The sequence below is a fragment of the Bittarella massiliensis (ex Durand et al. 2017) genome (assembly GCF_017566145.1).
Classification (GTDB): domain Bacteria; phylum Bacillota; class Clostridia; order Oscillospirales; family Ruminococcaceae; genus Bittarella; species Bittarella massiliensis_A.
On record NZ_JABFCL010000002.1, the window covers coordinates 259,792 to 284,681 of the forward strand.

Sequence of the window (24,890 nt, forward strand, 5' to 3'; positions counted from 1 at the left end):
ATACCTCCGACTTGCGCCGGAGGTGTCCCTTGATGATGTATCATGCGGCATTGCCGCAACAAAAACAGTTACGCCGGCAACTGTTCATAGTCGCCGTTGATCTCGCCGACCACATAGCTTCCATCCGAGGCCGGGGCCGCAGTGGCAGATTCCGGGATCTCATAGTCGCAATCGTTGGCCCGCTGTTCCTCATTGATCAGCGCCCGCTGAATGTTGATAGTTTTGATTTGCCCCTTGAAGACATTGGCATAGGCGCGGATCTGGGCCAGCTCTTCCCCCTGGAAATCACGCAAAAGGCGGAAAGTTGCAACGCTGTAATCATTGCTGCCGTTGCTATCTTTCTTGAGGCCGATCTGGACCAGACTGCCATAGGTGGCACGCTGGCGATAGACAAAAGCCCTGTTCAGGAACTCCTTGAACGGCCTGATGCTGGTGGGCGGCAGGGAGACCAGCAGAGGCATATATTCACCACTGCGCAGCAGATAGAGATGCCTCATATTCTTGCACGCCTTGCCGCGGCCGCCATCCTTGGCCGATCCATACGCATTCATGGGGCAGGTAGCACACGCACCTCCCGGTACGCCGATCCCTGTTTTGCCATCTACAGAGGAGCAGAGCGGTTTGGTGTCTTCGTCATACTCGCTGCCTTCCGGCCACAGAGTATAGGCAGAGTGGTTGTAGAGGATGATGCCCTCCAGCGTCCGGGTATAATCCGGATTGTCGGGATCTTCCGTGGGAACTTCAAACTGCAGGGCGCCGCCGGCGGGAATCTTCACCCGCTGGAAGCTCATCATCTGAAGCCCATCCGCATCTTCTGCGATCTCATCGCGGCTGAAGTCGCCCTCCACCATCGCCGGAAGCAAGAATTTGTTCTGCTCGTTTGCGGCCACCATAGAAGTGTTCTGTTCGTACATAGTTCATTCCTCCTGTTAATTTTTTGATGGATGGCAGCCATTTAAGCGGCCATCTGGTTAATTCGGCTCCACTGCCGTGCCGGCATGGAGAGAATGTTGTAGCCGATGCCTTCCAGCGCGGTTGCCCGGTCATAGTCCTTAACATCCTGGCTGTGGCGCGTTACGGCGTTGGACAGACCATATAAGGTCAGATCGTTGCCTTCAATCAACCGCTGCAGCACACCGGAGCTTTCATCGTCCGTGATGTGAAAATCCTTGCTTACGAGCTTCACAATGCCAGGGACAGCGGCAGTATTCATGGGGGCGTCCTTGGCTTCCCGCATCATGTTGACCACACGGGTAAAGCGCACCTCGTCTACTACGGCCCGCACCGTGTCCTGGATCTTCATGGCGAAGGCTTTGTCATCGGCCTCCAGCGTCTTTTCCGAATACAGCTGGTAGTTCTCCGAAGCCTCATTGACACGGCCTACATGGTTGCGGCGCGTCTGGGCGTCGTTTACCACCATACCGTTGCTGCACACCAGACGATAGACCAGCGGCTGGATGCTCACCGAGCCCAGGCCTACCTCGCTGTTGCTGATAATAATACCGGACTGCACGATGTCACCGGGTACGACCTCTGCCTCCAAACGGGTGTTGACAACCTTGATGTACATACGGCTGTCGGTAAGCTGGCAGCTCTCGAAGTGCATCCCTTCCATCTCCTGCAGGACTGGAAGGACAATCCCGGCAATATCGAGGTTGTCGATACGCCGGTAGCGGTTGCTGAGAAACGCCCGCGCTGTGCCGTCTATGGTGCGAACCATACGCACAGCCGGCTCCCGCTGGAACCAGGCATTCACATTCTGCGCCAGCAGCTCGGGGTATTCCTCCAGCATCTTGTCATAATAGGCTGCCGGGATCTTGAGGTGCGTTCCGATCTGCCTGTGTGCGATGGCGTTGACCTCCAGCGGCTCCACGGCATAATCACCGGATTGGTCGTAAGCGTTGAGATATAGCCCGCCACCAAAAGGCTCCAACCGGAGACTCCGGGTGTCCAGCATATAATCGGCCTTCAAATCGTTCTGCCGCTGGATTTCCTGTGCCATTTCCACAAGACTGATCCCTGATTTCATGTTATTTCACTCCCTTCTTATGACGATGGCGGTCACCAGGAGACCTGGATGCCCTGCGCTGTTGTTTCAGCAGCCAGACCGTTGCTCTCAAACACTTCCACCAGACGAGGCCAGTAGACCTTTGCCGGAAAGTTGGAAAGATGTTCCTGTGGGACAAGCTCTTCACCCTGCTGGATGCAGATGTCCCCGTTTTCTTTCAGTGTGAGTTTGCTGTGGCCGCGTGAGTTCAGGTCGGCAATCAGCGTCTCCATGACTGTGCGCCCGTTATTCTCGTACCAGATACGCGGGTCGATGGGCTGCTTGTTGGGCGGGATGTCTGCCTGTTCCCCCTGTTCCGTCCCCGCTTTAGACAGCGGTACGATCTTGAGCAGGTCACAGCGAATGGTTGCGTCCTTACCGAAGGTGATGTCCGCATGGTCGAACGCCTCCACATTGTAAAGGCGGATACGCCCTGTGCCGTTGCTACGGATCAAGTCCGCTGGCCTCTTTTCACACCACTCAAAGCAGGCATTGGGAAAAGATGAACGCAGATAAGTCAAAATCCGGTGGTTGGCATAGCGGAGCAGCAAATCGTCTGGTACAGGCCCTTCAAGCTCCGGCACCGTAAAGGTGTTCTGCGCGATACCCTCGGCATGGAGCTGGCGCTCCCTCTGCTGACGCTGACGGCGGCGCCTGGCCTGCTGCATATAGGGGAGCAGGAGGATCAGCACGACCCAAAGCCCCCAGAGGGTAAATACCCCTATCAGAAGCCACGCTTGCCAGGGTCCGCGTACCAAAGCCATGATGGCGATGACAGCACCGATCAGGATTGTGATGCTGCCGCTCAAAAGTCCTTTGTCGTTACTCATGTTGTTACCGTCCTTCCTTTTAAGTTTTGCTTGAAAACAAAAAAAGGGACCGCACCAAGCTTCAGTTCATTCTGAAAACTTGATACGGTCCCTCTTGCAGTGCCGGATTTTATTCCGGCAGGGATTCGCGGTCGCCGTCCATTACCTCGGAGGGGGCTGGAGCGGTTGCCGCTGCGTCAGAGTCATGCTGCTCATGTTCCGCTTTTGCTCTGGAAGATTGCCCAGGAAGAAAGCCAAAGTCCGTCAGCCATACTTTCAACTTTTTGACTGTGGCCCCGTCCTTTTGCCGTACATCCACCAGTTTCTGCGATCCAGTGAGCCAGATCATGCTTCCCTTTTTGACCTTGAGCCGTGTGAGCCGGGCAGCCTGGTCGCCGCGGGCCCATACTTGATAGAAGTTCGGATGTTCACCTCCGGAGCGTTCCATCAAATCAAAACAAACATACGGCTGCTTTGACTGGCTCTCTTTGGGAGTAAGCTCGTGCATGACTCGGCCAAATACATAGATTTGTGCCATAACACTCCTTTCTTCGCCATCGGCGTTACTATCTATATATAAAAAGTGCCAGCGGATACCAACCCGAAAAGGGCGTGGCAATACCACTGACACTTGATACAGCATACAAACTTAACTGCGTGTGCAATGCAGGGCTTTTGGCCTTGCGGTACAGATGTTTCATCTGTATCCCACATGGGGAACGCACAAAAATCAATTACAAATTAAGTTTAACACCATATCTTGTATTTGTCAAGTGATATAATACTATATATAGATATTTTGGCCCGGCGAGTTACAATATGTGGTTCATGTGGCGGTAGTAATCATCCAACAGGTAGAATTTCAGTTCCTTGGCCCGGGGTGTACCATAGTTGAAGGTCAGCGCATAGAGATTGCCTGTTCCATCTATACCGAGGGGGCCGAGCCAGCAGTTAGCAGTGTTGCCGTTGAGATACCAGAGCTGAATGTCCTGGTAAGCATCTTCCGAAACAAGCCCTGATGCGGCCAGACGCTGGGCGTCTTCGTCTTCAATCGGGGTGGAGGAAAGAAAACGGCGGTAAAGTTCATCCGGCAGGCCGAGAGCCTGTTGGTAGGTCAGCGGATTTGGGTGATTCAGCCACCAGCGGGTAACATCTTCAAAGGTGCGCAGATGCGGTTTAGCTCCAAGCGCCCGAAAGCTGCGGATGAACAATTTCACCTTGTCCGGGGATGGCGCAGAAGGGATCGGGATTTCACGCACTTCGTTGTCTGAGAAGGAAAAGGCAATCCGCTCACCGCATCTGTCCTCCAGCATGAGTGCGGAGCGGGATAATGGAGAGACCAGAAAGTGCTCCATAGCAAAGGTATGATCCAGAAACTGTTGGATTTTGTATTGCTCAATCGTGTGTGGCTTGTACATGGGGGTAGACCTCCTTTTTAGATTCTACCTATTAAATAGGGAAAATCCTCCGTTTTTCTGCAGCAAAATCAGACTTTGTAAAAATAGCGGATAGAAGAGTAAGAAAAAGAGATACGATGCTGTGGTTGTGGAGCCTGCACCGTATCTCTTTCCTATTTTGCCGTAGGTTTAGCCGTTCTCCTTAGCCTGTTCCTCTGAGACAGCCGGCTCACCAAGGGCCTCATATCCCAGGAAGCTGTTGGTGGAGAGAGCCGCGTCCAAATAGTCATTCCCGACCACAGGGCGGCTGCCGGTTTGAAAGTAGAAACGATACCGGGCGCCAATCTGAAACTTGGCGGACTTACTTAACAGTAAAGTGCGCTCCGCGCCTTGTCCATCTATCAGTTGGATTTTGCGATACCGCCTTATCACAGGAGAGATAACGCTGGAGCAGACGCCTTCTACGATCTCATACTGGCCCCGGACGATGGTGCTCCATAAGCTCCTAACCAGTACCAGAGAGGCAAGAAAGATTATGCTGCCCAGTACCAGCAGGATATGGTCTGTGGTAATAATGAAGATGATTAGGCTGAGGGCAATGCTTGCGAGCCCAGCCAAAAAGGTCAACAAAATCTTTCGCCGCAGCACGAACGGGAATTGGTTCCATTGATTCTTCATGTGGTAATCCTCTCAAAAATGATTTGCTGGCGCAGGTAGAGGTTGGCAACGGCCAGCGTTACTGCCTGACTGCTCCGGCTGTTTTTCATTATGCCGGCGATATTATAGCAGGTGGTTTCGTCGTCACCGTACACGGCCTCCATCAAGAACTGCTCATTGGGAAGATAGGCAACATCCTGCTCTACACACTTGATGATCTCAGCGGTGGACAGCAGAGCTTGCTGGGCCAGCCTCATAACACGGGTCTCATAGTCGGTACGCCGGTCTTTTTGGAATAATTTTAGCGCCTGTTGAATAGGGACTCGGCGGCCTGCCACCAGTTTGACAAATGAGATGCTCCTCATCAGCATTGATCCGCTGGCTGGAATAATGCCGAGAGAACTCAACAAATCATACAGGGCATCGTATTCCGTTTCACCGCAGCCAGATACCAGCAGACCTCGGGTGAGCAGCCGATTTACGCAGGCATCCCAAGAGCGGGAAATACAATCTCCCAGAGAGGACACCAGCTTGTCACACTGGAGGGAAATATCCTCTCGTTTAGAAATTCGCCAGTTTAGGGCGGTCCAAACGACCATTTCCTGCATATCCACCATGTAAGTTTGCCCGCTCAGGCGGATGACCGGGCAGGACCGGCCACAGCCATTCGTTTCCCGGTCCAGACGGCCGATTGCAGTATATAGGGTTTTCTGTTCCATTCATCAGTACCTCCTTCTTTTATATATCCTTTACTGCGGAAAGGCCGCGGTTTTCAACAAATTCAGAGCAGGCTTTTCAGGAACTTGGAGTCTCTGCGCAGTTTTGCGGTGGAACGCGAGATCCATGCCCCCACATGGGAGGGCGGCACCTGATAAAGCTCCGCGATGTCTGTGACCCGCATCCCTTGAAGTTTGAGGGCAAGCGCCTCAATGCCAAGCCGGGTTACACCATCGTAATCTTTTTTACAGGCATCCAGCAATGACAGAGTTTCTATCAGAGATACTTGGGTGTCAAAGGCGTCGGGCCGGGACTCCAGGGCCTCTCCGTCTGCAGCCAGTTCTCCATGTTCTCCAATAATAAGCCTGCTGAATTTTTTCTTCCTGTTGCAGATCGCCCGGCAATAGGACAGAAGCCCGTTTTTAACGACCGTTTTGGCGTAGGTAGAAAACTGGGCCCGTCCGTCATTCTTATAAGTAGACGCGGCTTTACAGAGCCAAAGGCACCCCTCTTGGAACAGGTCTCCATATTCCATACCGCAAATAGTCGGATTAACATGGATGTAGTCACAAATGACCCAATGTACGATAAAAAGATTCCGGGCAACAAGTTCCTGCTGCTGTTCTGTTAAACTGGTCATCGTTTCACCCCCCTTTAAGCGGCCGAATGCAGATTGCCCAAAGGAGCAGCGGCTTTGTAACAGAGGCGAATTACCTCATCGCACATCCCGTCAGAAAACATGCCAATATGTGCCTGCTGGTCATTTAGTCCCAGTTTGGCCTGGAGCCAGATGTAGACCTCCCATTTTTCCATGTGCCGGCTCTGCTGCAGATGCTCCAGCGCCCGGTGAGCCAGGATTCGTTTGTGCCGGAGATCCCCATTTGCCAGAGTCCCCATAGGCCGGTGTGTCCGGTCATGGGCACTCACATAGGCATCACAAGCCGGCCAGCGATCACAGAGATAGATATATTTGCCCTGGGAACGGCGGTTACAGCCATAGACTGTGCTGGCGGGGCGAAGAGAGGCGTTAGCATGGCAATAAGGGCATTGGATATGTTTTTGCTTCGTCATAAAAATCATCACCTCCAAATGCGTATAGATGACGGCGCAAAGGCGTCTTTCAGTGTGAAAAAACAGTGTTAATTGCAGCCCGGGTCCAGAGAAAGTTGTCTGAGCGCACAGGCGGAAGGCTCCGGTGTGTGCCATTCGATGTACTTGGAAAAGGCGGCGTCAAAGGCGCGCCGGGACAAAATGGCAATGCACTCAGACGAATCTACAGTTTCTCCGGATAGTCTTTGGATGTCCTCGGCAGAAAGCAGCATAACCTGTCCGCACTCATCCACAGCCAGAAGAAAACCGGAACAGGGCGTTGTCCGGCCGCACATGCAGTGGCCGCAATCGCAGCTTACAAAGATAGCGTTGCGCCAGTTGCCGCGAACAGCCCGCAGGAAAGAATAAATTTTGCAGGAAATGTTCATCCTGTACCTCCGTTATCCTATATTTCAAAAACTAAAAAAGCGGGGACCGGCTGTGGAAGTCCACAGACCGATCCCCGCCGGTGATTTTAGCCAAACAGGCCCTCGATCTCGCTGGTGATACGCGGAATCACCGTGTCGTTGAAAATGAGGGTCAGGGCCGCCAGAAGAAGGGCGCCCAGCACCACGGCGATGATGATCTTAACAGCGTCCGAAATGTAAAAATCACCGCGCTGGTTGGAAAGCGCCATACGGGCACGAAGGGCCAGTGCATTCGCCTTGTTCTGGATACGGGTGGTAAAGTTTCTCATGGTAAGACCTCCTGAAATTTTATTGTTTTGATGTTGATGGTTTTATAAAAAGACTGCTCACCGCTCAAGAACGACGAATCGGTTTGAGCATGTCCTTTTTATTGGAAATGGGCCGGCTGGGATAGGCTTTCGGCTTTTGATACAGAAGCCAGCGGAAACGGCGCTTTTCTTCCCGTGCGCCGCCAGACGGGAAAAATTTTTTCTTAGGCATAAAAGTCTCCTTAAAACAAGGGCCGGCCTGTATATGACAGGCTGGCCCAGAAATAAATGACGGCAGCTGACTACCGCTGCAAAAATCCGCTATAGAACAAGCACTTACCTCCTTTACACTGCAAGAGGTAGAAAAATGTGTTTTTTCTGCTTCATACATTCAGAAAAATGTGAAAAAATGAATTGCAAAACAGAGAAAAATGTGGACGCCTCGAATGTGCATCATCATTTATCACGAATCTTCCGCTGTATCTTGCAGAGAAAACCATAGAGCTCTTATAGGAAACGGCCCTCACATCCAGATGTGGGGGCCGTTCCATTCGCAGTCCGATTATCCAAAGAAAGCGCCCAAGGAGCCCATAACCTCGGTACAGAGGACCACCAGGTAGATGATCATGATGCAGATGAGCATCATCATGGAGTAACGCTGGATTTTCTTGGGGCGTTTGGCCGCTTCCTTTTTTAAGTTGTTCTGCTCAATCTGTCTCATGTCAAAACAGATCATTTTAAAGTACATCCTCTGATCGTCGCCTCGCAATACGCCAATCAGTCCCCGGATCACATCGGACAGCATGGGGCTGCCGATGCGGGTTTCAAAATGGATGAGGGCGTTTTCATAGTTGCCGGTCTTCATATCGGCAATCGTCTGGTCCAGCTCCGCGCCGAAGTCCTTGCCTGCCACCCGCCGGTAGGAAGTAAGGATCTTCAGCACATCCCGGTCGTTTTCCAAATTCTGCCCGATGGTAAGGGCAAAGCGCGGGATCTCATTCTCAATGAGCTTGCGCCGCTTTTTCACAAAGTCAAAAACCTTGTAGTAGGTTGAAAACCACAGCGCCACGGCCAGACCAATCAGAACAGGCACCATAAGCGGTATCAGAAACGCCATCAGCAGAGAACTGAGGCCGACTGCCCCGGCTGTGACCCAGGCCCGGGCGGTGTAGACTTCCGGTGTCAGCTCCATGCCGGCAATGTCCAGCGCCCGCTGCAGTTTATTCCGCTTGAGCTTATCCAGCTTCAGGTACGGGGCGATCAGGCTGGCGATTTTGGTGAGATAGACATCCAGCAGTTTCTCGGCCTTTACGCCCTGCTGCTTGCGGGCCAGAAGCATCATACGGGAGGTACGCTTCGTGGGAATGTCTGCAAAGGCGCAAGTCAGGTTGTAGACGGCAAAACCGAAACAAATCACTGCTGTGAGAGCTAAAAGTGTCATGCGCTGTCACCTCCATATTCAATGGGCCTGCTCAGTTTCATGATCTGGGTCAGGGCAAACAGGATAATGGCTGCGCAGATTGCCAAAGCGATTTTGCCCGGCGTGGTGAAGAGCAGCGTGTGAAACCAATCTTCATTCAGGAAATAAAGCAGCGGTACATTGGCAATCACGAGGAACATCATTGTGATTGCCTCCCGGCGCGGCCCCTGCATCATAGCCTCCAGCTCCGACTGCACCACACGAACATCAGAAAACTTCTGGGCGATGGTAGGCAGCGTATTTTTCATGGCCCGGTCAGACTGGCACTGAATGAGGATGTTAGCCCACTCATGGAAAACACGGTTTGGAATCTTCATTTTGAGCGAATTGATGGCACTCGTAGTATTTGCGTTGATCAACTCTGCCTCATAGACAAATGCCTCAAAATTGGCCTTCACCGGCTCATTGATGTAGGGCAGGTTTTCCTTGACTGCCCGAATCAGGTCCTCCGTGCGCAGGTAGGAAGTGGTGATGATGGAGATGGCCGTTTCCAGTTCTTCATTCAAATGCTTTTTATAACTGGCTGCGGTGCTGCGCAGATACCAAATAGGAGCGAGTGAAAATCCGATCCCTAAAATCGGGACCATGTACACATTGCCAATCAGCAGCGCCAGGGCACCGCCCACCGCGAACAGGATCAGAGACAGCCGTTTGACTGCTTCATACCGGTCAGCCCGCCCGGTGCCTTTGAGGATTTGCTTTAATTCAAAGTCCTGATTAAAGAAGCCCTTGGCCGGAGTGCCCATCAGAACATTCAATTCATCGGTCAGTGTGGCCGACTTGCGCTGTGACCGGAAAAGCGCATCAATGAAATCGCCCGGCCGCACACCAAACAGCGTTAGGAGTCCAGCGGCGATGAGGGCGAAGCATATGATGTAAACCCACGGCATCCGTTCAACACCTCCTTGTCGTGCTCAAGAAATTCATCCAGCTCCTTATGGGAAATCCCATTGTCCAGGAGACGCTTCTGCAATGAGCTGGACATCTCGGAAACTTTTTTGTGGCGGCCGACCACAAGAGGCCGTCCATCTGCATCAACAGTATTGTCCAGCACATTATAAGAGTAGAGGGTGCGGTAAATCAGCCGTTCGCCCTCACAGCCTTCCCCCTCGATGATCTCCATGATTTTACGGCTCCGGTCTTCCAACTGCTTTGTGAACACGATGATTGGATAGGCTTCGACCATGATCTGCATCAAAACATCATCGCCCATCATATACTTTCGCTTTGCCAGCGTCATCATGCGCCGGTAAGTGGAGGCGCAACTGTTAGAGTGGATTGTGGTGCAGACGGTATGGCCGGTACGGGAGCTTTCAGCAGCGGACAGGCTTTCTGCCGCAGACCGCATTTCACCGACGCCGATCACATCCGGGTGCTTGCGAAGGACCCGCTCCAGCAGGAAGTCCTGGTTGATGTTCAAGGATGGATTTTCACTGGGCCGGGTGAGCAGATGGACTACGGAATTCAGAATGTTTCCATTTTCGTCCCGCTTGACCAGATCAAATTCGCGGCTGCCTTCCTCAATCGTGATGAGGCGGCGGTTGTCAGGGACCTGGGACAACAGCCATGCCATGATGGTAGTTTTGCCGGAGCCGGTGGCCCCGGCAATGCAGACGGATACGCCATAGCGGATGCAGGCGGTCAGAAAATGGAGCATTTCCGCGGTTGCGCTGCCGGAGTCCAGCAGCTTCTGTGCGGAAACCGTTTGCTGATTCACGATACGGATGGAGGCGTTGATCCCCACCTCCGGGTCAACAATCGGTGTCTTATCCACGGAGATACGCACATTCTTATCCAGAAAACCGATCACGCTGGGCATGGTATCATCTATGACCATGCCGCAGGCGTTGAGCATACGCCGGACCACATCAATGGCGTGCTGTGGGGAGGAAAACTTGTCCGGGATCTTAACGCTGCGCCCGCCGGCTTCAATCACCTCAATGTCGTTGTAAGCATTGATGTTGACCTCCTCAATACCAGGCTTGTAAATCCACTTTTTCAGGAAAGAGTACCCGGCCATGTCCTCATAGAGCTTCTCGCACAGCTCCTCCGTGGTCAGCCCCTCGATAGCGTATTTTCGCTTGACGATGTACTGCACCATCAGTTCTTTCAAAAGGGAGGAGGCGCGGTCGGTATTTCCATCGCCGGCCTCTGCAATCGTGGCGGCGTGGTTTTCCGCAAAATACCGCTGTACATCTTCCAGAATCTGTTCATAGGTAAGGTCCTGATTGGCCGCAGGAGCGAAGAAAATGTCATTGAGATTATTCATCGGCAGTTTCCTCCTCAAAATGCTCGGTTTCGTTCCCACCATCCTCTGCGGCATGGTCAGCCAGCTCCATCTGCTCCAGCGCATCCAAAACTTTGTTGAGCGAAGCTGTGTATTTGGGATTGCAGTATTTGATGGCCTGGAACATCCCGCCTTCGGTGGCGCAGCGGTCAATCTCCTTGCCATAGGGCAGAAGGCCGTCCCATCCGCCAATGATATGGCCCATCTCATCCAGCGCGTGGAAGGGGCGGGCCATGCCGGCAAAGGTCATGTGCTGATCGTAGTGGAAGCGTCCGTCTCCCAACAGGGGCTGATGGGCCTTTAAGTAATTAACGCCCTTGAGATCAGGCGTCAGGATGCGAATGACCAGATCCCCTGACTCAATGGCGGCAGGCGTGAACACATTCGTCATATTGGAACTGCAGTCCAGAATGACGAAATCCACAAGCCTTGCGGCGGCATTGACCAGTTGGAGTACCATGGCATACTTGACTTCCGGGTAACTCAACGGATTTTCACCGGCAGCATAGCCCATCACGCCAATGAAGGGGTAACTTTTGAGCACGGTAACATGGCCTGCCACCAAAGAGGTGTCGATCTCCACGCTGCTCAGTACCTGCCCTACGGAGGCGTTGGTCTGAATGATCTGCTCCGGCAGCCAGACAGGGAGCATGGGGACACTGATTTCCGCATTGATGATGATCGCTTTCCGCTTGTCGCGGGTCAGGGCTTTTGCCAGAATGCAGGAAAACATACTTTTTCCGCTCCCTGGGCTGCCCCAGACAGTAATAACTTTTCCCATAGTCGAAGGCTCCTTTCAAAAGAGGTGGGATACCCCTTGACTTTTTCATTGTTAGTTGTATAATATAAATCAAATTATCATAAGATAGATTATGATAAAGGAGGCGGCAGTATGAAATTTATCGGCAGACGCAGGGAGTTGGAATCCCTTGAAACCGCGTATCAAACAGACGGCGGCTTTGTTGTTATCTATGGCAGACGGCGCGTGGGAAAAACGACGCTTATCAAAGAGTTCATCAAAGACAAGCTCGCTTTTTACTTTCTCGCAACAGAGGAAGTAGAATCCCAGAGCATGAAGCGGCTTGCCAGTGTTGCCGCACGGATCACGAAAAATCCTATGCTGCAGAGAGTCGCATTTTCCGATTGGCTGGATTTGTTCCGTGTGATTTCGGAATACCGTCCGGAGGAGAAAAAAGTGCTCGTGATCGATGAGTTCCCGTATCTGGTCAAATCGAATCCGGCGTTCCCCTCCATTCTCCAAAACGCATGGGACGAGATCCTCAAGGACAGTAATGTGATGTTGATCCTCTGTGGCTCACTGATCGGAATGATGCAAAAGTATGCCCTCTCATATGACAGCCCGCTGTATGGGCGCCGGACCGCGCAGATCCGCCTTGCTCCGCTGCCATTCCCGGATGTGTATGCGGCACAGAGCCTTTCGTTTGAAGATGCGGTGAAGCAATACTCAATCACAGGCGGAGTACCCAAGTATCTGGAGTTCTTTAATGAGCGGGACGATTTGCTGCAGCAAGTGGAATCTGTTATCCTCTCGAAAAACGGCTTTTTATATGAGGAGCCCAATTTCCTGCTGAAAGATGAAGTGACCTCGGCCGTAAACTATTTTTCCATTATCCGAGTGATAGCGGAGGGCAATCATAAGCTGGGTAAAATCGCCGGCGCTATGGGGATCGAGACTTCCGGCCTGACGCCTTATCTCTCTACCCTCAGCGATTTGGGCTTTATCGTCAAGGACACGCCTGTGACGGAGAAAAATCCAGAGAAGTCCCGCAAAGGGCTTTACTTCATACAAGATAACTTTGTGCGCTTCTGGTTCCGGTATGTCTACCCGTATAAGGGAGAACTGGAATTGGATAACTCCCGGCTCGTCATGGACGAGATCGAAAAAGATTTTGAACAAAAGTTTGTAGCCTTTGCTTATGAGGATGTCTGCAGGGCCGTTTTTGCGGACTTGTGCAGAAACAGGGAAATTCCATTTACGCCATCCCGTATAGGGGCCTATTGGCTGAATGACCTTGACAGCGATACCGAAATCGATGTAATGGCGGTAGACCACCAGAATCATCAGGTCTTTGCCGGCGAATGCAAGTTCCATGTCAAGCCAGTGGATGCGCCGGTTTTCTTTGCCCTGCGGGACAAAGTGCAGGTGTCCGCAGAAATCCAATCAGCATTCAAAGGCTATCAGTTCCTCTACGGGGTGTTTTCCAAGAGCGGCTTTACTCCACGGCTGCTTGATATGGCCGGACAGAATCCCAGCCTGTTCCTGATCAACGAGGACAAACTCATCCAAACAAATACCTGATGGTAAAACCAGGGCGGTGAAGCGATTCACCGCCCTGGTTATTTGCTATCCTCCTGGCCGCTTTCAGGGGAGACGGTTTCAGGCTCGCCCCCTTCGGTGTTTTCGGCGTCTCCCTCGGCGGCAGGCTCGCTGCTTTGCGCATCAGCGTTTTCCTCCACCAGCGTTTCCGGGAAGTAAATTTCCTGGAGCGTCTTGTCCTGTTCGGCCAGCAGTTCTTCAGCCAGCTGGTCATTGTTGCGGGAGATCAGGGCCACATGAGCTACGCCGTCGTTCTCCAGCTCAGTGATGATGCGGGCCTGCTCCGGGCTTGCCAGCACTGTGATGGTAGCAGACTGCTGCGGCTCTTCATCTTCTGTGGGCTCCTTGGTATTGTCCACATTGATGCCATCAGAATCCGTGACGGAAAGGACCTTGACAAAACGCAGTTCGGGTACTTCTTCCGCAGTCTCCAGGAAGTGATAGATGCGGACAATATCATTGGGCTGGAGCTTATCCGACAGTCCGGAGGCCAGCGTTTTTACGGTCAGGGAGATAGCAACCTTACCAGAGGGGATGTCGTTGAGCGCCACATCGGAGGAAACTGGGACGCTGCTCACCTTACTGGTGAGAATATAATCGCCCGCAGCCAGATCCGCCGTCACATACAGGCCCTCCACATCATCAAGACTGTGAGCCACATTGGCGGGAAGGTTGTAGCCGCCTACCTCCACAACCTCAGCGTTTTCTTTTGTGACCTGCTCGCCTTTGAGCACGGGCTGGGTGATACGGACAATTTCCGTTTTCCCGTTGGTCTGCCGGGCAATGGTGGGCAGCGCCACAAAAGCGATGACCGCTGCCAATACCAGAGACAAAATACCGAAAATAAATCGGTTGTTGAGTTTCATAAGCACATTCTCCTGTCATAAAAATAGTTCAGCCAGCGTTGCAATCGAGCAGCCGCAGGCAAGAAAAGGTAAGAACGGAATGGCGATGGGCTGGCGGAGCCGGGAAAGCCTTCGGAACAGAAGGGCCATCGGCATGGCAAAGACTGCGGCCACAAAGAAAACCAGAGCCATCCCGGAAGGACCGTAAATCAGCCCAAGTATCCCACAGAATTTAATGTCGCCTCCCCCAAGCCCAGTTCCACCCGTTGCCATGGCAGCAGCCAGAGGGATGCAAAAGCCAAGCAACGCCCCCGCCAAAGCCTCGGCAACGGCAGGCCAGAGCTGCCCACCGTCCCCGGCAAGGCAGACCTTGAGCAGCGGAGCCAGAGCGGCGAAGGGCATAAAAAAGGCGAGCGCCCGATCCGGCACCCGCCTATATAGAATATCGTAAACAGCAAAACCAGCCACAACAGAGAAAACGGTGAGCAGGTATGCCGGCCACAGGCTACTCGCGGTTGGTGTACCAATCATCATAAAGGCTCCCGTCGATTGAAACATAGTCGTTCAGGTTGATGCTTAACATTCCATCAGGGGTCCAGGTGTCCCACACCTGTGTAAACACGGTGTAGTCTGTGGAATCCGGGAACCATAGCGGACTGAAATGCACAGTCCGGTTGTAGGTAGAGAACTCATTGGGCTGGAAGGTGAATTTGGCACTCCGGCCGCTGGACACCCGCTGCAGAAGGCGTAAGTATGTTTCGTACTGGAACTCGGGAAACACGGAAAATGCCGTCTGTGGATGGGTGATGTGGCTGGTGGGCGCGTCGGTGGAAAGGGTGGCTGTCACATCCTGCTTGACGCCATACCCGCTTTTCATTGACTTCCCGGAGGCCGTGGGCACAATATCATCCGGCATCAGGGACATCACACCGCTGATGGAGGCAGAATAGCCAGTGTACTCGTACTCCCAATAGCCTTCATCGACCCAGTGCCCCCAGTCATCGTGGTCACACCAAACCCAAACCGGTACCCAGTAGCAGCTCCATACACCCCAGTTGGCAGTGAGCTTCTGCGGCTCATTGGGGAGTGAGGGCGCGGTGTAGCCGGGGTTGGTATCCGTTGCTGTCGGATCTGGAGGGATATGTTCGTTCAAGTCCACGATCTCCGCAACAAAGGTATCTTGTGCGGTATAGGCCCCGCTGACGGAAACCGTGATGGTTACCGACTGTGGAGTGGAGGGCGTGTGCCATTTGACCCAGACCACCTGGCTGTCGCCCGCCGGGATGACTATATCATTGACCCGGTAGGTGGTGCCGAGAATATGGAAGGTCACCGAGGCCGGATTGTCCGGTGTTAAATCCGTATCCGTCCGCAGAGTAACGGATGTGATCACATCCGTATCTACCCGATACTCTACATCGGGCGCTTCAATTTCCCCTTCGGGCGGGCGCTCATCGAACCAGACGATGCCGACGCCCAGACTGCTGATGATGTCAGCGTTGCTCTGCTTGCTTGTGGTGCTGCCTGTCCATGCGGGCAGGCCGAGGTCGCTAAATTCCAAAAACATCGACAGAGGCAGATTCTTGTGGGTGAGGGAAGTCATGGTTTTCCGAAGCGCCCCGCCGGATTTTTGGTCATACAGCGCCGCCTCTGTAGCGGTCATACAGTAATACTGGCCGTTATGCGTAAAGTATGCAATGGGCTCGATCAGCAGCTTATAGTCGCCGGCAATCATCCGCTCATAGTCCACACCGGCCGCTTGGGCAACCATCTGGCAGGCATACTCCGAACAAAAATATCGCTTGATGGCCTCAATATTGCTCTGTCCCTTGCTGCTGACGATGGTGGGCATAGACTGTGCTGGCTTGATGCAGGAGTATGCCACGCCAGACTGGAGGGAGAGTGCGGTGCCGCCCAGATACTGTAACTTGTTGACTTTCCCAAAGTGCAGGACGCTGTTTTTTTGTACCCGGTTGGAGAAGTCTACGGGGGAAGATATTGCTGTACCGCTATCGGCATCCACAACGGTGATCCGCACACCATCATTTCCAGGATTCCAGAAATTAGAGGATGTGCCTTGGCCCATGCTGCCGCCACCGCCGTCAATATTTCCGTTACCGCCCTCCGCAAACGCGGTGGAAGGGAGCAAACAAAATACCAGGGCAAGGCTGCACAGGAGGGCGAGAAGTCGCTTCAAATACATCACACTCCGTTCTTCTTAAAATAGAAAGGCCGCCACAATTCTGTGACGGCCAATCAGGGGTATATTCAGTTGTAGATTGGTCAGCCCATATTGCCAACCTGCTTGTTGATGTCTCCATCGCTATCACCGACAGACTGTTGAACATCGCCGGGAACTACCCACCCAAACACTGGATCATACACAGCGCCGTTGCCATTGCTGGCTCCGGGGGCCGGCTCGTTATTGGCCGGCTCCTTTTCCGCAGGGGGAGTGGTGACCTTGGGCACTTCCGGGTCAGGATTGACCGGATGATCTTCACCGGGGTCTTCCCGCTCGGTTTTCCCTTCTGGCGCGGGCGGAGGCGTTGTTTCCGGTTTCTCCGTGTCCGTGAAGTCGATCACGACTTCATCCTCAGTTTCGGAGGTCACCTTGGGGTAATCCTCTTCAGGACTGGAGGACTGGCCGGGCGCATAGGCTCCGGCGCCGCTCTCACCGTCTGTCTGTGTGCCGCCATCCGACCAATCGCTGGTCGTGCTGCTGGGCGGGGATTCTTCCGGCTTGAAGTCTTCTGTGCGATCCCGGCTGGCAAACCAGCAGACGCCCAGGATGGCAACACAGAGGACGGCCAGCGAAGTAACGATAAAGCCTTTGGATTGGAAAAACTTCTTCATGTGTGATACACTCCTTTTTTGCTGTTATATAAAGCCTATACTGTAGTTCTGGCTGAATTTTCAACAGCACGGCTAAAATTTGGTGTTGTGGTAGCCGGTCAGTTCTACCCGCTGGGTAATGGTGGGGTAACTGTGTCCAAACATCCGCACATAGAAGTCAACATCACAGTAAAAGATGTACTCCACACGGTCGCCCACCACATTGAATTCAAGGCTGATGTCGGAAACCGTGTAGTCATCGGTAGAGAGAGGGACCTTTTCAGCAAGGCCGCCGGCAACTGTGGCCTCCAGCATTTCTGTGTAGTCCCGGCTGGAGTAGAGGGTGCGTAAATACTCTTCAAAATTGGTTTCCCTCTGGGAGCGGTAAGTATCTGCGTAGATGGTGGCGCTCAGATTGTTCAGCTCCATTTTAGCCCCGTTGCGGATGTTGATGCAAGTAATTCTCACCGAGGCATACAGTAGCAGGAAAGAAATGAGCATGACAACTCCAACCACAAAGAAGCAGGCGAAGAAGGTGATCTCCCCCCGCTCGTTGCGGAGCGGCCGGTGCAGCTGTGAGAATAAACGCTTCATAGGCCACCTCACTTCCAGTAATGTTCGCTGACGCCGGAGCCGCGGGCCACCACCGTGATGTTGACCAGATCCAGATTCCAGAAGCCGCCCAGCTTGGCATCCCCCTCAATGGTAATATAGAAGGGCGTTCCCAACTGGATGGCCCGGGACATCCCGGAAGGTGTGGGAGATTTATATGTGGCGTCAATCGAATAGGTGATATTGTCGGCCCCCTCGATCTCCGAACAGAGGAAATCAAAGAGAGCATCCGTCTCGCTGTTGATGCCGCCGGACAACTGGATCTGCTTGACCATCTGATCGGCTGCATGGTCAAGCTCCTGTTTTGTAGAGATAATGCCGAACAGGTCGATGATAAAGGCCAGCAAAACAACGGCAATGAAGATAAACACCACCGTGGAAAAGTAGTTGGCCTCGCCCCGCTCATTTTTTAATGCACTGCGGAGCTTTTGCAGTATGCTATGGATAAAAACCACCACCTTTACTCAGAAATAAAAACAGCCGCTCCCGGCCGGAGCGGCTGCATTACAAATTTTTGACTGTACCAAGTATAACAGATATGGATTTACGGCTCAAGGGCAAGGCTGTGCCAATGTAAGGACAATTCTGTGCCAATCTTGTGTTCAACTGAATTTAGGACGAAATCTTCTGAATTAAAATATGTTACGCAAAGCAAGGCTTCATTGCAGTGCGTGTATCTCGTTCTCCAGGTCACTGATGACACTCATAATCTTTTCAAAGGATGGGATTTCTCCATAAAGCATATTTTGCATGGCGGTATAGTCCGTCCAAAGGGCATCGAGTCGATATGAAGGAGGGAGCAGTTTCAAGGTGGCAGGGACAGCTTCTGGATATTTTGCCCATGCCCGTGGGTAGAATTTCATTTTGAAATTGACTACCTTTTGCAGAAGATCCAGATGAACAAATGCTTTCTCCTTCACGGGACTGATCGCCATACAGTACAAATCATAATAATGTCGGGAATACCGTTGAGGCATCAACAGATGTTCAGGTCGGTTTGCTTCATGATGTAGGATGGTGGCCTTTTCCCAAAAGGTCCGCTCTGGAGCTACGGTCAGAACTGATACAGTTCTCTGCTTGAATAACTGGGGATACTGCTCTGCAGTATAAGGTGTGATATCTACCATATCGGCTGGCGTCCATGCAGCCAGCGCACCGATTTCCAAGCGGATGACCTGTAGCGTGGAGGTATCTGTAAACAGATTTGGATAAGCAAAGATAACCGTTTGAGGATCTTCTTCATCTATGTAAAGGTTGGCCGAAGTCCCCAATTCGACAGAAAGATCCTTTTGCATCCGTGGGCAAAAATCTTCCGACAGAAAAATTTCTGCCCTGCGATTTGCCTCTTTATTGAACGCATCCTGTTTGGTGTTAGAGCGTTTCTCCCAGGGTTCATCTATGCGATACCCCAGTACACGCCAGTCCAAAATCAAATCAATGTCCTCAGAAAAACGACTAATCAGATGGTATCCTTTTGACAGGCTGGTGCCCCCTTTGAAAGTGACTGCTTCTTTCCACGGGGAGCGATGAAATAGATAGTCCAGCGTCAAACACACCCAAAAATCCTTTTCGATAATTGCATCGTTTAGCCCTATTTTAGCAGCCGTATTATGAAATAATTCCCGCCGATCATCAGCAGACAGTTTGGCGATTTCAATCATTCTCTTTTTCTCCTTTGCAAATTTCCCTTATCACATTATAAACCCAGTCTGTTGCTTCAGAGCCCTCTCGAAGTAATGCCGCTTTTTCCTCGGTGTTCAGCCGGTGAGAGAGGATCCGTATGACCTTTGAATCAGTGTTTTCTTTGCCAAGAGTTTTTAGAGCCTGAATTACTAAAATTGTTGTAGGAGATAAGCCCGTTATTTCTTTATTAGTCCGATGCTTAAATTCGATTTTTGTCTTATCCCATTCATATGTTTTGTAGGGGCCATCACTGATATACGACCACACAGCAGTAACCTGTGTGGACAATCCCAACTTATTCAGAGCAGTATCCCCACAAGGCGCTATGGTCCAGTGATAACACCTTGCAAGAGCATTGGCAATCTCATTTGGGTCAGCAGCAACATATTCCTGCAAGAGTTTACTGTATTTGGGCTTTTCAAATACACCACGGATAATGCGGCGTAAAGTTCCTTCTTTGATTAGACGGCTAATAATTTGCTTGATTGTGTTGGTGTCTGTAATATCAGCAAAATCTGAATTGACAAATACGCTGCCATCCGGAGCCTGCATAATTCGTTCACGGATTTTTTCCATGTAACTGTTGCTCATATGCTTGGCCTCCTTTCTGTAACCAATATTATATATAATTGGTTACAAAAATGCAATGAGCATTTCGTAATTAGGATTGCCATAGCCAAAAAATTTATACTGATTTTTCAGCATCGAAACCGGATGACATCGCAATAAAAACAACCGCCTGAGAAGCAGCTATTTGATACTTCCCAGGCGGTTTTCGGGTTACAGGTTCTGCCGGATGATACGGGTGATAATTCCAAGAGCGATACCGCGCTCCACATCCAAATGGGTGACGGCAAAGGATACATCATCCTTCTTTCCGGGCATCCGGTAGTCATAGCAGGAATGAGCCACCGCATTGACGCCATTGGCAAGCCGGACATAGACCACGCCCTTATGCACATCGGTCACTTTTCCGGCATACTTGCCCTGGATTCGGCACTTCTGGAGATTGTCCCGGTCGGTGTTTTCAGATGTGCTCTTGATGTCGGCACGGATTCCGAGGTCTTCAAGGCTGTTGCGCCGCACATTGAGAATGCGGACCAGCACTTCATCGCCCACGGAGAAACGCTCGTGGGCATCGCCGATCCAGTCCCAAGCCAAATCACGGGCCAGAATTGAGGTTTCAACGCCGAATACCTCGACGCGGATGACCTTCTCCGCAACAGCGATGACCCGGGCCTGAACAATACGCCCCTCGTAGATGCGGTACTTCCCCTCGGCGTCCAAATCGAAATAAAAGGTCTGACGCTTCCGCATCATAGCCTCACGGCGGCTTGCGACAACGCTGCGGGTCTTGGAGTCGATGCCGCGCACCACAAAGTCAATGTCCGCCCCCAGCATATTCCCTAAAATCTTGTTTTGACGCAGCATCAGGTCGGCATACTCCTGGCCGGAAGGGCTGCGGCCCAGATTGATCATCATCTCCTTGATGGGGATAATGATGCGGAAGCCCTTGTAATCCACTACGGCCACAGTTTTGCGGTTGTCCAGCTGCTCAATGCCGCCCAGCTGCCCTGTGAGGATGCGGCGGGTGCGGTAGGCGTTGTGGATCTCGTGCCAAATGACATCCTCGCGGTCTTCCTGTGTTTCCACCTCTTCACGACTGCGGATGGTCAGGATAGAGGCGTCACTGCGGTGTGTTACGGCGGTCCGGCGCAGAGCAGACGCAGTATCTACCGGCGCCTCCTCTTGGGGAGCGGTATCCTCTGAAATGGGTGTTTCTCCCTCATCAGGCGGCGCCGTATTCTCAACAGAGGCGGAAGATTCCACAGCCTGCTCTTCAGCAGCCGGAGCCTCCGCAGAGTCCTCATTCTCGCCATGTACGGGATCTTCCACAGGTGCCGCCTTTTTCCGCCGGGGTGCCCGCTTGGGCTTGGGGGGAGCCGGCTCCCCAGCAGTTTCGGAAACCGTCTCCGCCGGGATGCCATCTGCACCTTCAGCAGACAAATTGGAAGGAGTCTCTTCCTCACCGTCGCCATCCTCACCGGCCGCCGATCCGGCAGGCTCATCCGAATCGGAAGGGGCGCCAGAGGCCGTGCCGTCACCCTCGGGGGCAGCTTCATCAGACGCCTCCGTTTCCATAAACTCAAGGGGAGGGTCAGAGCCTTCCAAAGTGGCGTCGCCATCAGATTGATCCGTAGAGGCGCTGTCATTGGTCTGATCCATAGAGGCCAGCAGCGCACTCAAATCGTCACTGTCAGGCGGCGCCGCCGCATCAGCCGGGGGGCCAGCGGAAGAAATGGTACCGTCCGCGGGGGCGGTGTTTTCAGGAACAGGAGTTTCCTGCTCCAGCAATACTTTTTTCTTGGTTGCCATAAAATTAACCTCCTATGTTTTGTATTAAGAAAGGATCGAGTCCTTATCTGTCGTGATGATGCCATTCGGAGCCTCTGCGGTTGGAACGGCTGCGGTCTGCTTGGTGCCGGTAGATGTGCTGGCCGCTTTCGGCTTTTTCTTCACTGGCTTTTTAGGCGCGGGGGCCTGCGGCTTTGGCTGTGCCGCAGAGGGTTTCGGTTGCTCCTGTTCCAGCCTGCGCCATTCGGGGATGTGGGCGGATGCCTTGCAGGAACGGAGCTTGGATGCCTCCGGATGTTTGGAATAGTCCATTTTGTCTACCTTGAGAACTTTTTGCCCCCGGATGATGACCAGCGCCTGCTTGATAGGCAGCCGCAGAACTTCGTCCGGGGTGAGGACAGGACGCTTGCCGACACCAGAGGTTTCCCGGTATTCCGGCGTGTAGTTGGAGATACGCCAGGTACCCAGCTGCTTGGATTTGCTGGATACCGACACAGAAGCCAGTCCCGTGCGGGAAGAAATAAACTCCGCCGTCAATTCATCCGTGCAGCCCAGAAACAACTGCGCGTCGCAGTTGCCCAGAATTTCCTGCCAGAGATTGAGAGGATACCGATTCTGCAAGCCCGCCAAGTTCTGAAACACACAGCTCATAGAGATATTTCTTGAACGAATGACGCTTAACCGGCGGGAGAGGTCTGGAATGGTGCCGCAGGCTGTTAATTCTTCACCCAGGACATGCACCGGCACCGGCAGCTTGCCTCCTTCGCAGTTCTTGTCTGCATACCGCACCAGCTTGATGAAGCAGAAGGACAGGAACAGGCTTGCCAGAAAGTCAAAGGTGCTGTCCTGGTCGCTGGTAACAAGGAAGTAGGCGCACCGCTCCTGGCCGGGCAGATCCAAGTCAATTTCATCCCGGGTGGTGATCTTCTTAATCAGCTCCGACTGGAACACCTGCAGACGGGAGCCGAGGCCGATGATGACGCCGCTGCGGACTGTATCGCTGGCCTGCTTATACAAGCTGTATGGCGCTTTGGCCGGATGGGTGGGCGGCAAGTTCTCAAACAGGCTGTCCAAATCGGACTCGCCGCTTAAAGTCAGCAGCCGGTACACCTCTCCGATATTGCGGTTTTGCTCTGCATAACTCTGGTCCACATAGAGGACGAGGGCTTTCAGCAAGTTCATCTCGCAGGAATCCCAGAAATGGTCGCCCTTGCCGTTGTTGATGGTGTTCTTAATGATGACATCTACAAAAAGCTGCGCCATCAGTTCCTGCCCCTCCACTTCGGAAAGGCAGTTCCAACTGTCCGAGTTTTCCGGATTGACCAAATTGAACACCTTGACACAGTACCCCTGATCCCGCAGATACTCGCTGGATTTTTCGTAGAGCTCACTTTTCGGATCTGAAATAATCAGGGATTCTCCGCGGACCGCCGCCTGAAGGATACGATTCATGCAAAAGGACCGGGTTTTCATGCTGCCGCTGGAGCCATACACAGCCAGATTGCCGTTGATATGGGGATTTTCGGGAATACAGACAGCCTTGTTGTCCAGCATTCCCAGTACAACGCCTTTATGCTTGCGCAGGTCAGGCACCAGATCCAACACACCAGCCATTTCCTTGCGGCTCATCCAGCCGGAGGTACCGTAGGTGCCCTTGGCCGAGTAAATGAAATTCCGGTCAGTATCATATTCGCCGGTATCGCTGTAGCCCATGCGCATGACCATGAGCAGCAGGACTGCCAACAGGCCGATGCAGATCAGGACACCGTACACTCCGTAGGGCGGACGAAATACGGAGGCCAGACAGGTAAAAAAATCGGGTGATGCCATCGCCGGAGAAGTTCCGTCTCCGGGGATGCCGCCACCCTGTTTCCATACTGCATAATTGCCAAACAGCTGCGCCAGGAAACCGCCTGCGTATAGAATCGCAAATGCGGCGGCCGGTGCTGCTGCCAGGCCTATGATCAGTTTCTTTTTGTTTATGGGAACAACCTCCCCTCGAATTTTGTAAAGTCAATGGTTTGCAGGTGTACCCGGTCACCGCAGTAGCGGCGCAGCACATCTGCTTGAAAATCAAAGCAGATCAGTGTACCGGGGCGTTCCATCAGTTCGAGGGAGGTGTTAAAGCGCACGATCCGGGGCAGATCGCAGAAGTAACCGAACAGCACCGGCGTTCCATCCGGCTCTGCGGCATCCTGCTCCATGGCACTGCCGGGATTGCCGGCGGAGAGGCCCTGTGACAGAATGCGGTCAAGTTCCGCGGTTTTCACAGGGTCACACAGTAACGCCAGTATCACCTCTCCCTGATGGTCATTGGTTAGGAAATAAAAGTGGTCGTAGCTGCCGTCCAGCATGAAGTAGTCATGCTTGGCCCCGCCGGTACTGGTGAGTATCTGGTAGGCCAGATCCATGCTGTCCCCCAATACCAGTCCATGTACCTGCTCGACACGGTACTGCTGGGCCAGACGCTGCTGGCATAGAATGTTCCAGAGGAGCGTTTTTACCCGCAGTTCGGATTTGTAGCGCCACTTCATCAGAGCGCCCCCGCTATTGTAGGTCACAAAGATGCCGGTGGGGGCCAGCAGCACCCCTGCGAAGCGGGAGCTTCGAATCTGGGTGGCATCAGCCCCCAATTCCTTGACTTCGCGTGAACTGTAAAACACAGGATATGTTACAGCTTCGCCGCCAAAACCGGTCTGGGCAAAGACCTTCGGCTTTTCATCCGGGTAGAGCAGTACCCCGGCATTGCCTATAGTGATATAGGTTTCCGCGAGGCGGTGGAGCCGAAACCTCCGGTTTGCTTCGCTTTTGAGCCGGTTGGTTTCTGCGTCTCCTGTAAGGCAGAATGTAAAACGCTCGGGCCATCCGTCCAGCAGAGCTGACTTGGCTTTGATCCCCAGCCGATAGCCCCGGAGCCGGTCCCGGTAGTAGGTGCGCAGCAGTCCGGCCTTTTTGAGCGCAGTCACGACCGCCTCCAAGTAGTAAGGACTGGCGGGAAGGCGGTTGAGCTGGCTGGTGGGGAACTCTCCCGAAATAGCGGTCAGCGATAAAAGCCGGAACGGAAGC

Annotated in this window: 28 protein-coding genes; 1 reads left to right on the forward strand and 27 read right to left on the reverse strand. The window is 52.8% G+C overall.

Annotated elements, in window-relative coordinates:
• Positions 1-68: 68 nt before the first annotated feature.
• From HJY11_RS03530 to HJY11_RS03605, 16 genes are all read right to left on the reverse strand, one after another.
• Positions 69-914, reverse strand: coding sequence for a hypothetical protein (locus HJY11_RS03530; RefSeq protein WP_024729858.1), 846 nt, complete (start codon positions 912-914; stop codon positions 69-71).
• A 41-nt stretch (positions 915-955) separates the two neighbouring features.
• The gene (locus HJY11_RS03535; RefSeq protein ID WP_009258035.1) at positions 956-2,029 is read right to left on the reverse strand and encodes a DUF932 domain-containing protein; all 1,074 of its coding nucleotides are present in this window, start codon (positions 2,027-2,029) and stop codon (positions 956-958) included.
• A gap of 32 nt (positions 2,030-2,061) precedes the next feature.
• Entirely contained in the window at positions 2,062-2,877 is an 816-nt protein-coding gene (locus HJY11_RS03540; protein ID WP_024729860.1) for a hypothetical protein, read from the reverse strand.
• Positions 2,878-2,986: 109 nt separating this feature from the next.
• Positions 2,987-3,394, reverse strand: coding sequence for a single-stranded DNA-binding protein (locus HJY11_RS03545; protein ID WP_195456964.1), 408 nt, complete (start codon positions 3,392-3,394; stop codon positions 2,987-2,989).
• A gap of 274 nt (positions 3,395-3,668) precedes the next feature.
• Positions 3,669-4,274 carry a hypothetical protein gene (locus HJY11_RS03550; RefSeq protein ID WP_208074650.1) on the reverse strand — a complete coding sequence of 202 codons (606 nt, stop codon included), beginning with the start codon at positions 4,272-4,274 and terminating at the stop codon, positions 3,669-3,671.
• A 168-nt stretch (positions 4,275-4,442) separates the two neighbouring features.
• A complete protein-coding gene (locus HJY11_RS03555) occupies positions 4,443-4,931 on the reverse strand; it encodes a hypothetical protein (RefSeq protein WP_208074651.1) in 489 nt (162 codons plus the stop codon).
• Entirely contained in the window at positions 4,928-5,629 is a 702-nt protein-coding gene (locus HJY11_RS03560; RefSeq protein WP_024729863.1) for a hypothetical protein, read from the reverse strand. Before HJY11_RS03560 ends, HJY11_RS03555 begins: the two co-directional genes overlap by 4 nt.
• 62 nt (positions 5,630-5,691) lie before the next feature.
• Positions 5,692-6,267 (reverse strand): sigma-70 family RNA polymerase sigma factor, encoded by a 576-nt coding sequence (locus tag HJY11_RS03565; protein WP_195328132.1) that lies wholly within the window; start codon positions 6,265-6,267, stop codon positions 5,692-5,694.
• 14 nt (positions 6,268-6,281) lie between these two features.
• Positions 6,282-6,698: a zinc-finger-containing protein gene (locus HJY11_RS03570; RefSeq protein WP_009258042.1), complete on the reverse strand. Its 417-nt coding sequence runs from the start codon at positions 6,696-6,698 to the stop codon at positions 6,282-6,284.
• A gap of 68 nt (positions 6,699-6,766) precedes the next feature.
• The gene (locus HJY11_RS03575; protein ID WP_243764149.1) at positions 6,767-7,105 is read right to left on the reverse strand and encodes a hypothetical protein; all 339 of its coding nucleotides are present in this window, start codon (positions 7,103-7,105) and stop codon (positions 6,767-6,769) included.
• Positions 7,106-7,191: 86 nt separating this feature from the next.
• A complete protein-coding gene (locus tag HJY11_RS03580; protein WP_009258044.1) occupies positions 7,192-7,413 on the reverse strand; it encodes a DUF6133 family protein in 222 nt (73 codons plus the stop codon).
• Positions 7,414-7,477: 64 nt separating this feature from the next.
• Positions 7,478-7,624, reverse strand: coding sequence for a hypothetical protein (locus HJY11_RS03585; RefSeq protein WP_208074652.1), 147 nt, complete (start codon positions 7,622-7,624; stop codon positions 7,478-7,480).
• A gap of 330 nt (positions 7,625-7,954) precedes the next feature.
• On the reverse strand, positions 7,955-8,833 hold the full coding sequence (locus tag HJY11_RS03590) for a hypothetical protein (protein WP_208074653.1): 879 nt from the start codon (positions 8,831-8,833) through the stop codon (positions 7,955-7,957).
• A complete protein-coding gene (locus HJY11_RS03595) occupies positions 8,830-9,762 on the reverse strand; it encodes a type II secretion system F family protein (RefSeq protein WP_024729867.1) in 933 nt (310 codons plus the stop codon). Before HJY11_RS03595 ends, HJY11_RS03590 begins: the two co-directional genes overlap by 4 nt.
• The gene (locus HJY11_RS03600; RefSeq protein WP_071698948.1) at positions 9,711-11,141 is read right to left on the reverse strand and encodes an ATPase, T2SS/T4P/T4SS family; all 1,431 of its coding nucleotides are present in this window, start codon (positions 11,139-11,141) and stop codon (positions 9,711-9,713) included. Before HJY11_RS03600 ends, HJY11_RS03595 begins: the two co-directional genes overlap by 52 nt.
• The gene (locus HJY11_RS03605; protein ID WP_208074654.1) at positions 11,134-11,940 is read right to left on the reverse strand and encodes a hypothetical protein; all 807 of its coding nucleotides are present in this window, start codon (positions 11,938-11,940) and stop codon (positions 11,134-11,136) included. The genes HJY11_RS03600 and HJY11_RS03605 overlap by 8 nt, the downstream gene beginning before the upstream one ends.
• A gap of 111 nt (positions 11,941-12,051) precedes the next feature.
• On the opposite strand from HJY11_RS03605, the gene HJY11_RS03610 reads away from it, so the two are divergent.
• Entirely contained in the window at positions 12,052-13,479 is a 1,428-nt protein-coding gene (locus tag HJY11_RS03610; RefSeq protein ID WP_024729870.1) for an ATP-binding protein, read from the forward strand.
• Between the two features lie 38 nt (positions 13,480-13,517).
• Here HJY11_RS03610 and cpaB read toward each other — a convergent pair whose 3' ends face one another.
• The 11 genes from cpaB to HJY11_RS03665 all read right to left on the reverse strand — a co-directional run bounded on the left by cpaB (position 13,518) and on the right by HJY11_RS03665 (position 24,790).
• The gene (gene cpaB / locus HJY11_RS03615; protein ID WP_208074655.1) at positions 13,518-14,363 is read right to left on the reverse strand and encodes a Flp pilus assembly protein CpaB; all 846 of its coding nucleotides are present in this window, start codon (positions 14,361-14,363) and stop codon (positions 13,518-13,520) included.
• Between the two features lie 15 nt (positions 14,364-14,378).
• Entirely contained in the window at positions 14,379-14,873 is a 495-nt protein-coding gene (locus tag HJY11_RS03620; RefSeq protein ID WP_243764150.1) for a prepilin peptidase, read from the reverse strand.
• The gene (locus tag HJY11_RS03625; RefSeq protein WP_208074766.1) at positions 14,848-16,545 is read right to left on the reverse strand and encodes a hypothetical protein; all 1,698 of its coding nucleotides are present in this window, start codon (positions 16,543-16,545) and stop codon (positions 14,848-14,850) included. Before HJY11_RS03625 ends, HJY11_RS03620 begins: the two co-directional genes overlap by 26 nt.
• An 80-nt stretch (positions 16,546-16,625) precedes the next feature.
• Entirely contained in the window at positions 16,626-17,195 is a 570-nt protein-coding gene (locus tag HJY11_RS03630) for a DUF6550 family protein (protein WP_208074657.1), read from the reverse strand.
• Between the two features lie 72 nt (positions 17,196-17,267).
• On the reverse strand, positions 17,268-17,768 hold the full coding sequence (locus tag HJY11_RS03635; RefSeq protein WP_009258053.1) for a hypothetical protein: 501 nt from the start codon (positions 17,766-17,768) through the stop codon (positions 17,268-17,270).
• Between the two features lie 8 nt (positions 17,769-17,776).
• On the reverse strand, positions 17,777-18,241 hold the full coding sequence (locus HJY11_RS03640; RefSeq protein WP_110503329.1) for a DUF4320 family protein: 465 nt from the start codon (positions 18,239-18,241) through the stop codon (positions 17,777-17,779).
• 204 nt (positions 18,242-18,445) lie between these two features.
• Positions 18,446-19,447, reverse strand: a complete 1,002-nt coding sequence (locus tag HJY11_RS03645) for a nucleotidyl transferase AbiEii/AbiGii toxin family protein (RefSeq protein ID WP_208074658.1) — start codon at positions 19,445-19,447, stop codon at positions 18,446-18,448.
• Positions 19,440-20,060, reverse strand: coding sequence for a DUF6088 family protein (locus tag HJY11_RS03650; RefSeq protein ID WP_208074659.1), 621 nt, complete (start codon positions 20,058-20,060; stop codon positions 19,440-19,442). The genes HJY11_RS03645 and HJY11_RS03650 overlap by 8 nt, the downstream gene beginning before the upstream one ends.
• Before the next feature lie 189 nt (positions 20,061-20,249).
• Positions 20,250-21,845, reverse strand: coding sequence for a S1 RNA-binding domain-containing protein (locus HJY11_RS03655; protein WP_208074660.1), 1,596 nt, complete (start codon positions 21,843-21,845; stop codon positions 20,250-20,252).
• Between the two features lie 24 nt (positions 21,846-21,869).
• On the reverse strand, positions 21,870-23,786 hold the full coding sequence (locus HJY11_RS03660) for a VirD4-like conjugal transfer protein, CD1115 family (protein WP_208074767.1): 1,917 nt from the start codon (positions 23,784-23,786) through the stop codon (positions 21,870-21,872).
• Between the two features lie 17 nt (positions 23,787-23,803).
• A complete protein-coding gene (locus tag HJY11_RS03665) occupies positions 23,804-24,790 on the reverse strand; it encodes a hypothetical protein (protein ID WP_256174561.1) in 987 nt (328 codons plus the stop codon).
• Positions 24,791-24,890 lie beyond the last annotated feature (100 nt).

Excerpts from the sequence above, each read along its gene's own strand:
- HJY11_RS03530 (WP_024729858.1), bottom strand. The coding sequence starts at position 914 with ATGTACGAACAGAACACTTCTATGGTGGCCGCAAACGAGCAGAACAAA.
- HJY11_RS03535 (WP_009258035.1), bottom strand. The coding sequence starts at position 2,029 with ATGAAATCAGGGATCAGTCTTGTGGAAATGGCACAGGAAATCCAGCGG.
- HJY11_RS03540 (WP_024729860.1), bottom strand. The coding sequence starts at position 2,877 with ATGAGTAACGACAAAGGACTTTTGAGCGGCAGCATCACAATCCTGATC.
- HJY11_RS03545 (WP_195456964.1), bottom strand. The coding sequence starts at position 3,394 with ATGGCACAAATCTATGTATTTGGCCGAGTCATGCACGAGCTTACTCCC.
- HJY11_RS03550 (WP_208074650.1), bottom strand. The coding sequence starts at position 4,274 with ATGTACAAGCCACACACGATTGAGCAATACAAAATCCAACAGTTTCTG.
- HJY11_RS03555 (WP_208074651.1), bottom strand. The coding sequence starts at position 4,931 with ATGAAGAATCAATGGAACCAATTCCCGTTCGTGCTGCGGCGAAAGATT.
- HJY11_RS03560 (WP_024729863.1), bottom strand. The coding sequence starts at position 5,629 with ATGGAACAGAAAACCCTATATACTGCAATCGGCCGTCTGGACCGGGAA.
- HJY11_RS03565 (WP_195328132.1), bottom strand. The coding sequence starts at position 6,267 with ATGACCAGTTTAACAGAACAGCAGCAGGAACTTGTTGCCCGGAATCTT.
- HJY11_RS03570 (WP_009258042.1), bottom strand. The coding sequence starts at position 6,698 with ATGACGAAGCAAAAACATATCCAATGCCCTTATTGCCATGCTAACGCC.
- HJY11_RS03575 (WP_243764149.1), bottom strand. The coding sequence starts at position 7,105 with ATGAACATTTCCTGCAAAATTTATTCTTTCCTGCGGGCTGTTCGCGGC.
- HJY11_RS03580 (WP_009258044.1), bottom strand. The coding sequence starts at position 7,413 with ATGAGAAACTTTACCACCCGTATCCAGAACAAGGCGAATGCACTGGCC.
- HJY11_RS03585 (WP_208074652.1), bottom strand. The coding sequence starts at position 7,624 with ATGCCTAAGAAAAAATTTTTCCCGTCTGGCGGCGCACGGGAAGAAAAG.
- HJY11_RS03590 (WP_208074653.1), bottom strand. The coding sequence starts at position 8,833 with ATGACACTTTTAGCTCTCACAGCAGTGATTTGTTTCGGTTTTGCCGTC.
- HJY11_RS03595 (WP_024729867.1), bottom strand. The coding sequence starts at position 9,762 with ATGCCGTGGGTTTACATCATATGCTTCGCCCTCATCGCCGCTGGACTC.
- HJY11_RS03600 (WP_071698948.1), bottom strand. The coding sequence starts at position 11,141 with ATGAATAATCTCAATGACATTTTCTTCGCTCCTGCGGCCAATCAGGAC.
- HJY11_RS03605 (WP_208074654.1), bottom strand. The coding sequence starts at position 11,940 with ATGGGAAAAGTTATTACTGTCTGGGGCAGCCCAGGGAGCGGAAAAAGT.
- HJY11_RS03610 (WP_024729870.1), top strand. The coding sequence starts at position 12,052 with ATGAAATTTATCGGCAGACGCAGGGAGTTGGAATCCCTTGAAACCGCG.
- cpaB (WP_208074655.1), bottom strand. The coding sequence starts at position 14,363 with ATGAAACTCAACAACCGATTTATTTTCGGTATTTTGTCTCTGGTATTG.
- HJY11_RS03620 (WP_243764150.1), bottom strand. The coding sequence starts at position 14,873 with ATGATTGGTACACCAACCGCGAGTAGCCTGTGGCCGGCATACCTGCTC.
- HJY11_RS03625 (WP_208074766.1), bottom strand. The coding sequence starts at position 16,545 with ATGTATTTGAAGCGACTTCTCGCCCTCCTGTGCAGCCTTGCCCTGGTA.
- HJY11_RS03630 (WP_208074657.1), bottom strand. The coding sequence starts at position 17,195 with ATGAAGAAGTTTTTCCAATCCAAAGGCTTTATCGTTACTTCGCTGGCC.
- HJY11_RS03635 (WP_009258053.1), bottom strand. The coding sequence starts at position 17,768 with ATGAAGCGTTTATTCTCACAGCTGCACCGGCCGCTCCGCAACGAGCGG.
- HJY11_RS03645 (WP_208074658.1), bottom strand. The coding sequence starts at position 19,447 with ATGATTGAAATCGCCAAACTGTCTGCTGATGATCGGCGGGAATTATTT.
- HJY11_RS03650 (WP_208074659.1), bottom strand. The coding sequence starts at position 20,060 with ATGAGCAACAGTTACATGGAAAAAATCCGTGAACGAATTATGCAGGCT.
- HJY11_RS03655 (WP_208074660.1), bottom strand. The coding sequence starts at position 21,845 with ATGGCAACCAAGAAAAAAGTATTGCTGGAGCAGGAAACTCCTGTTCCT.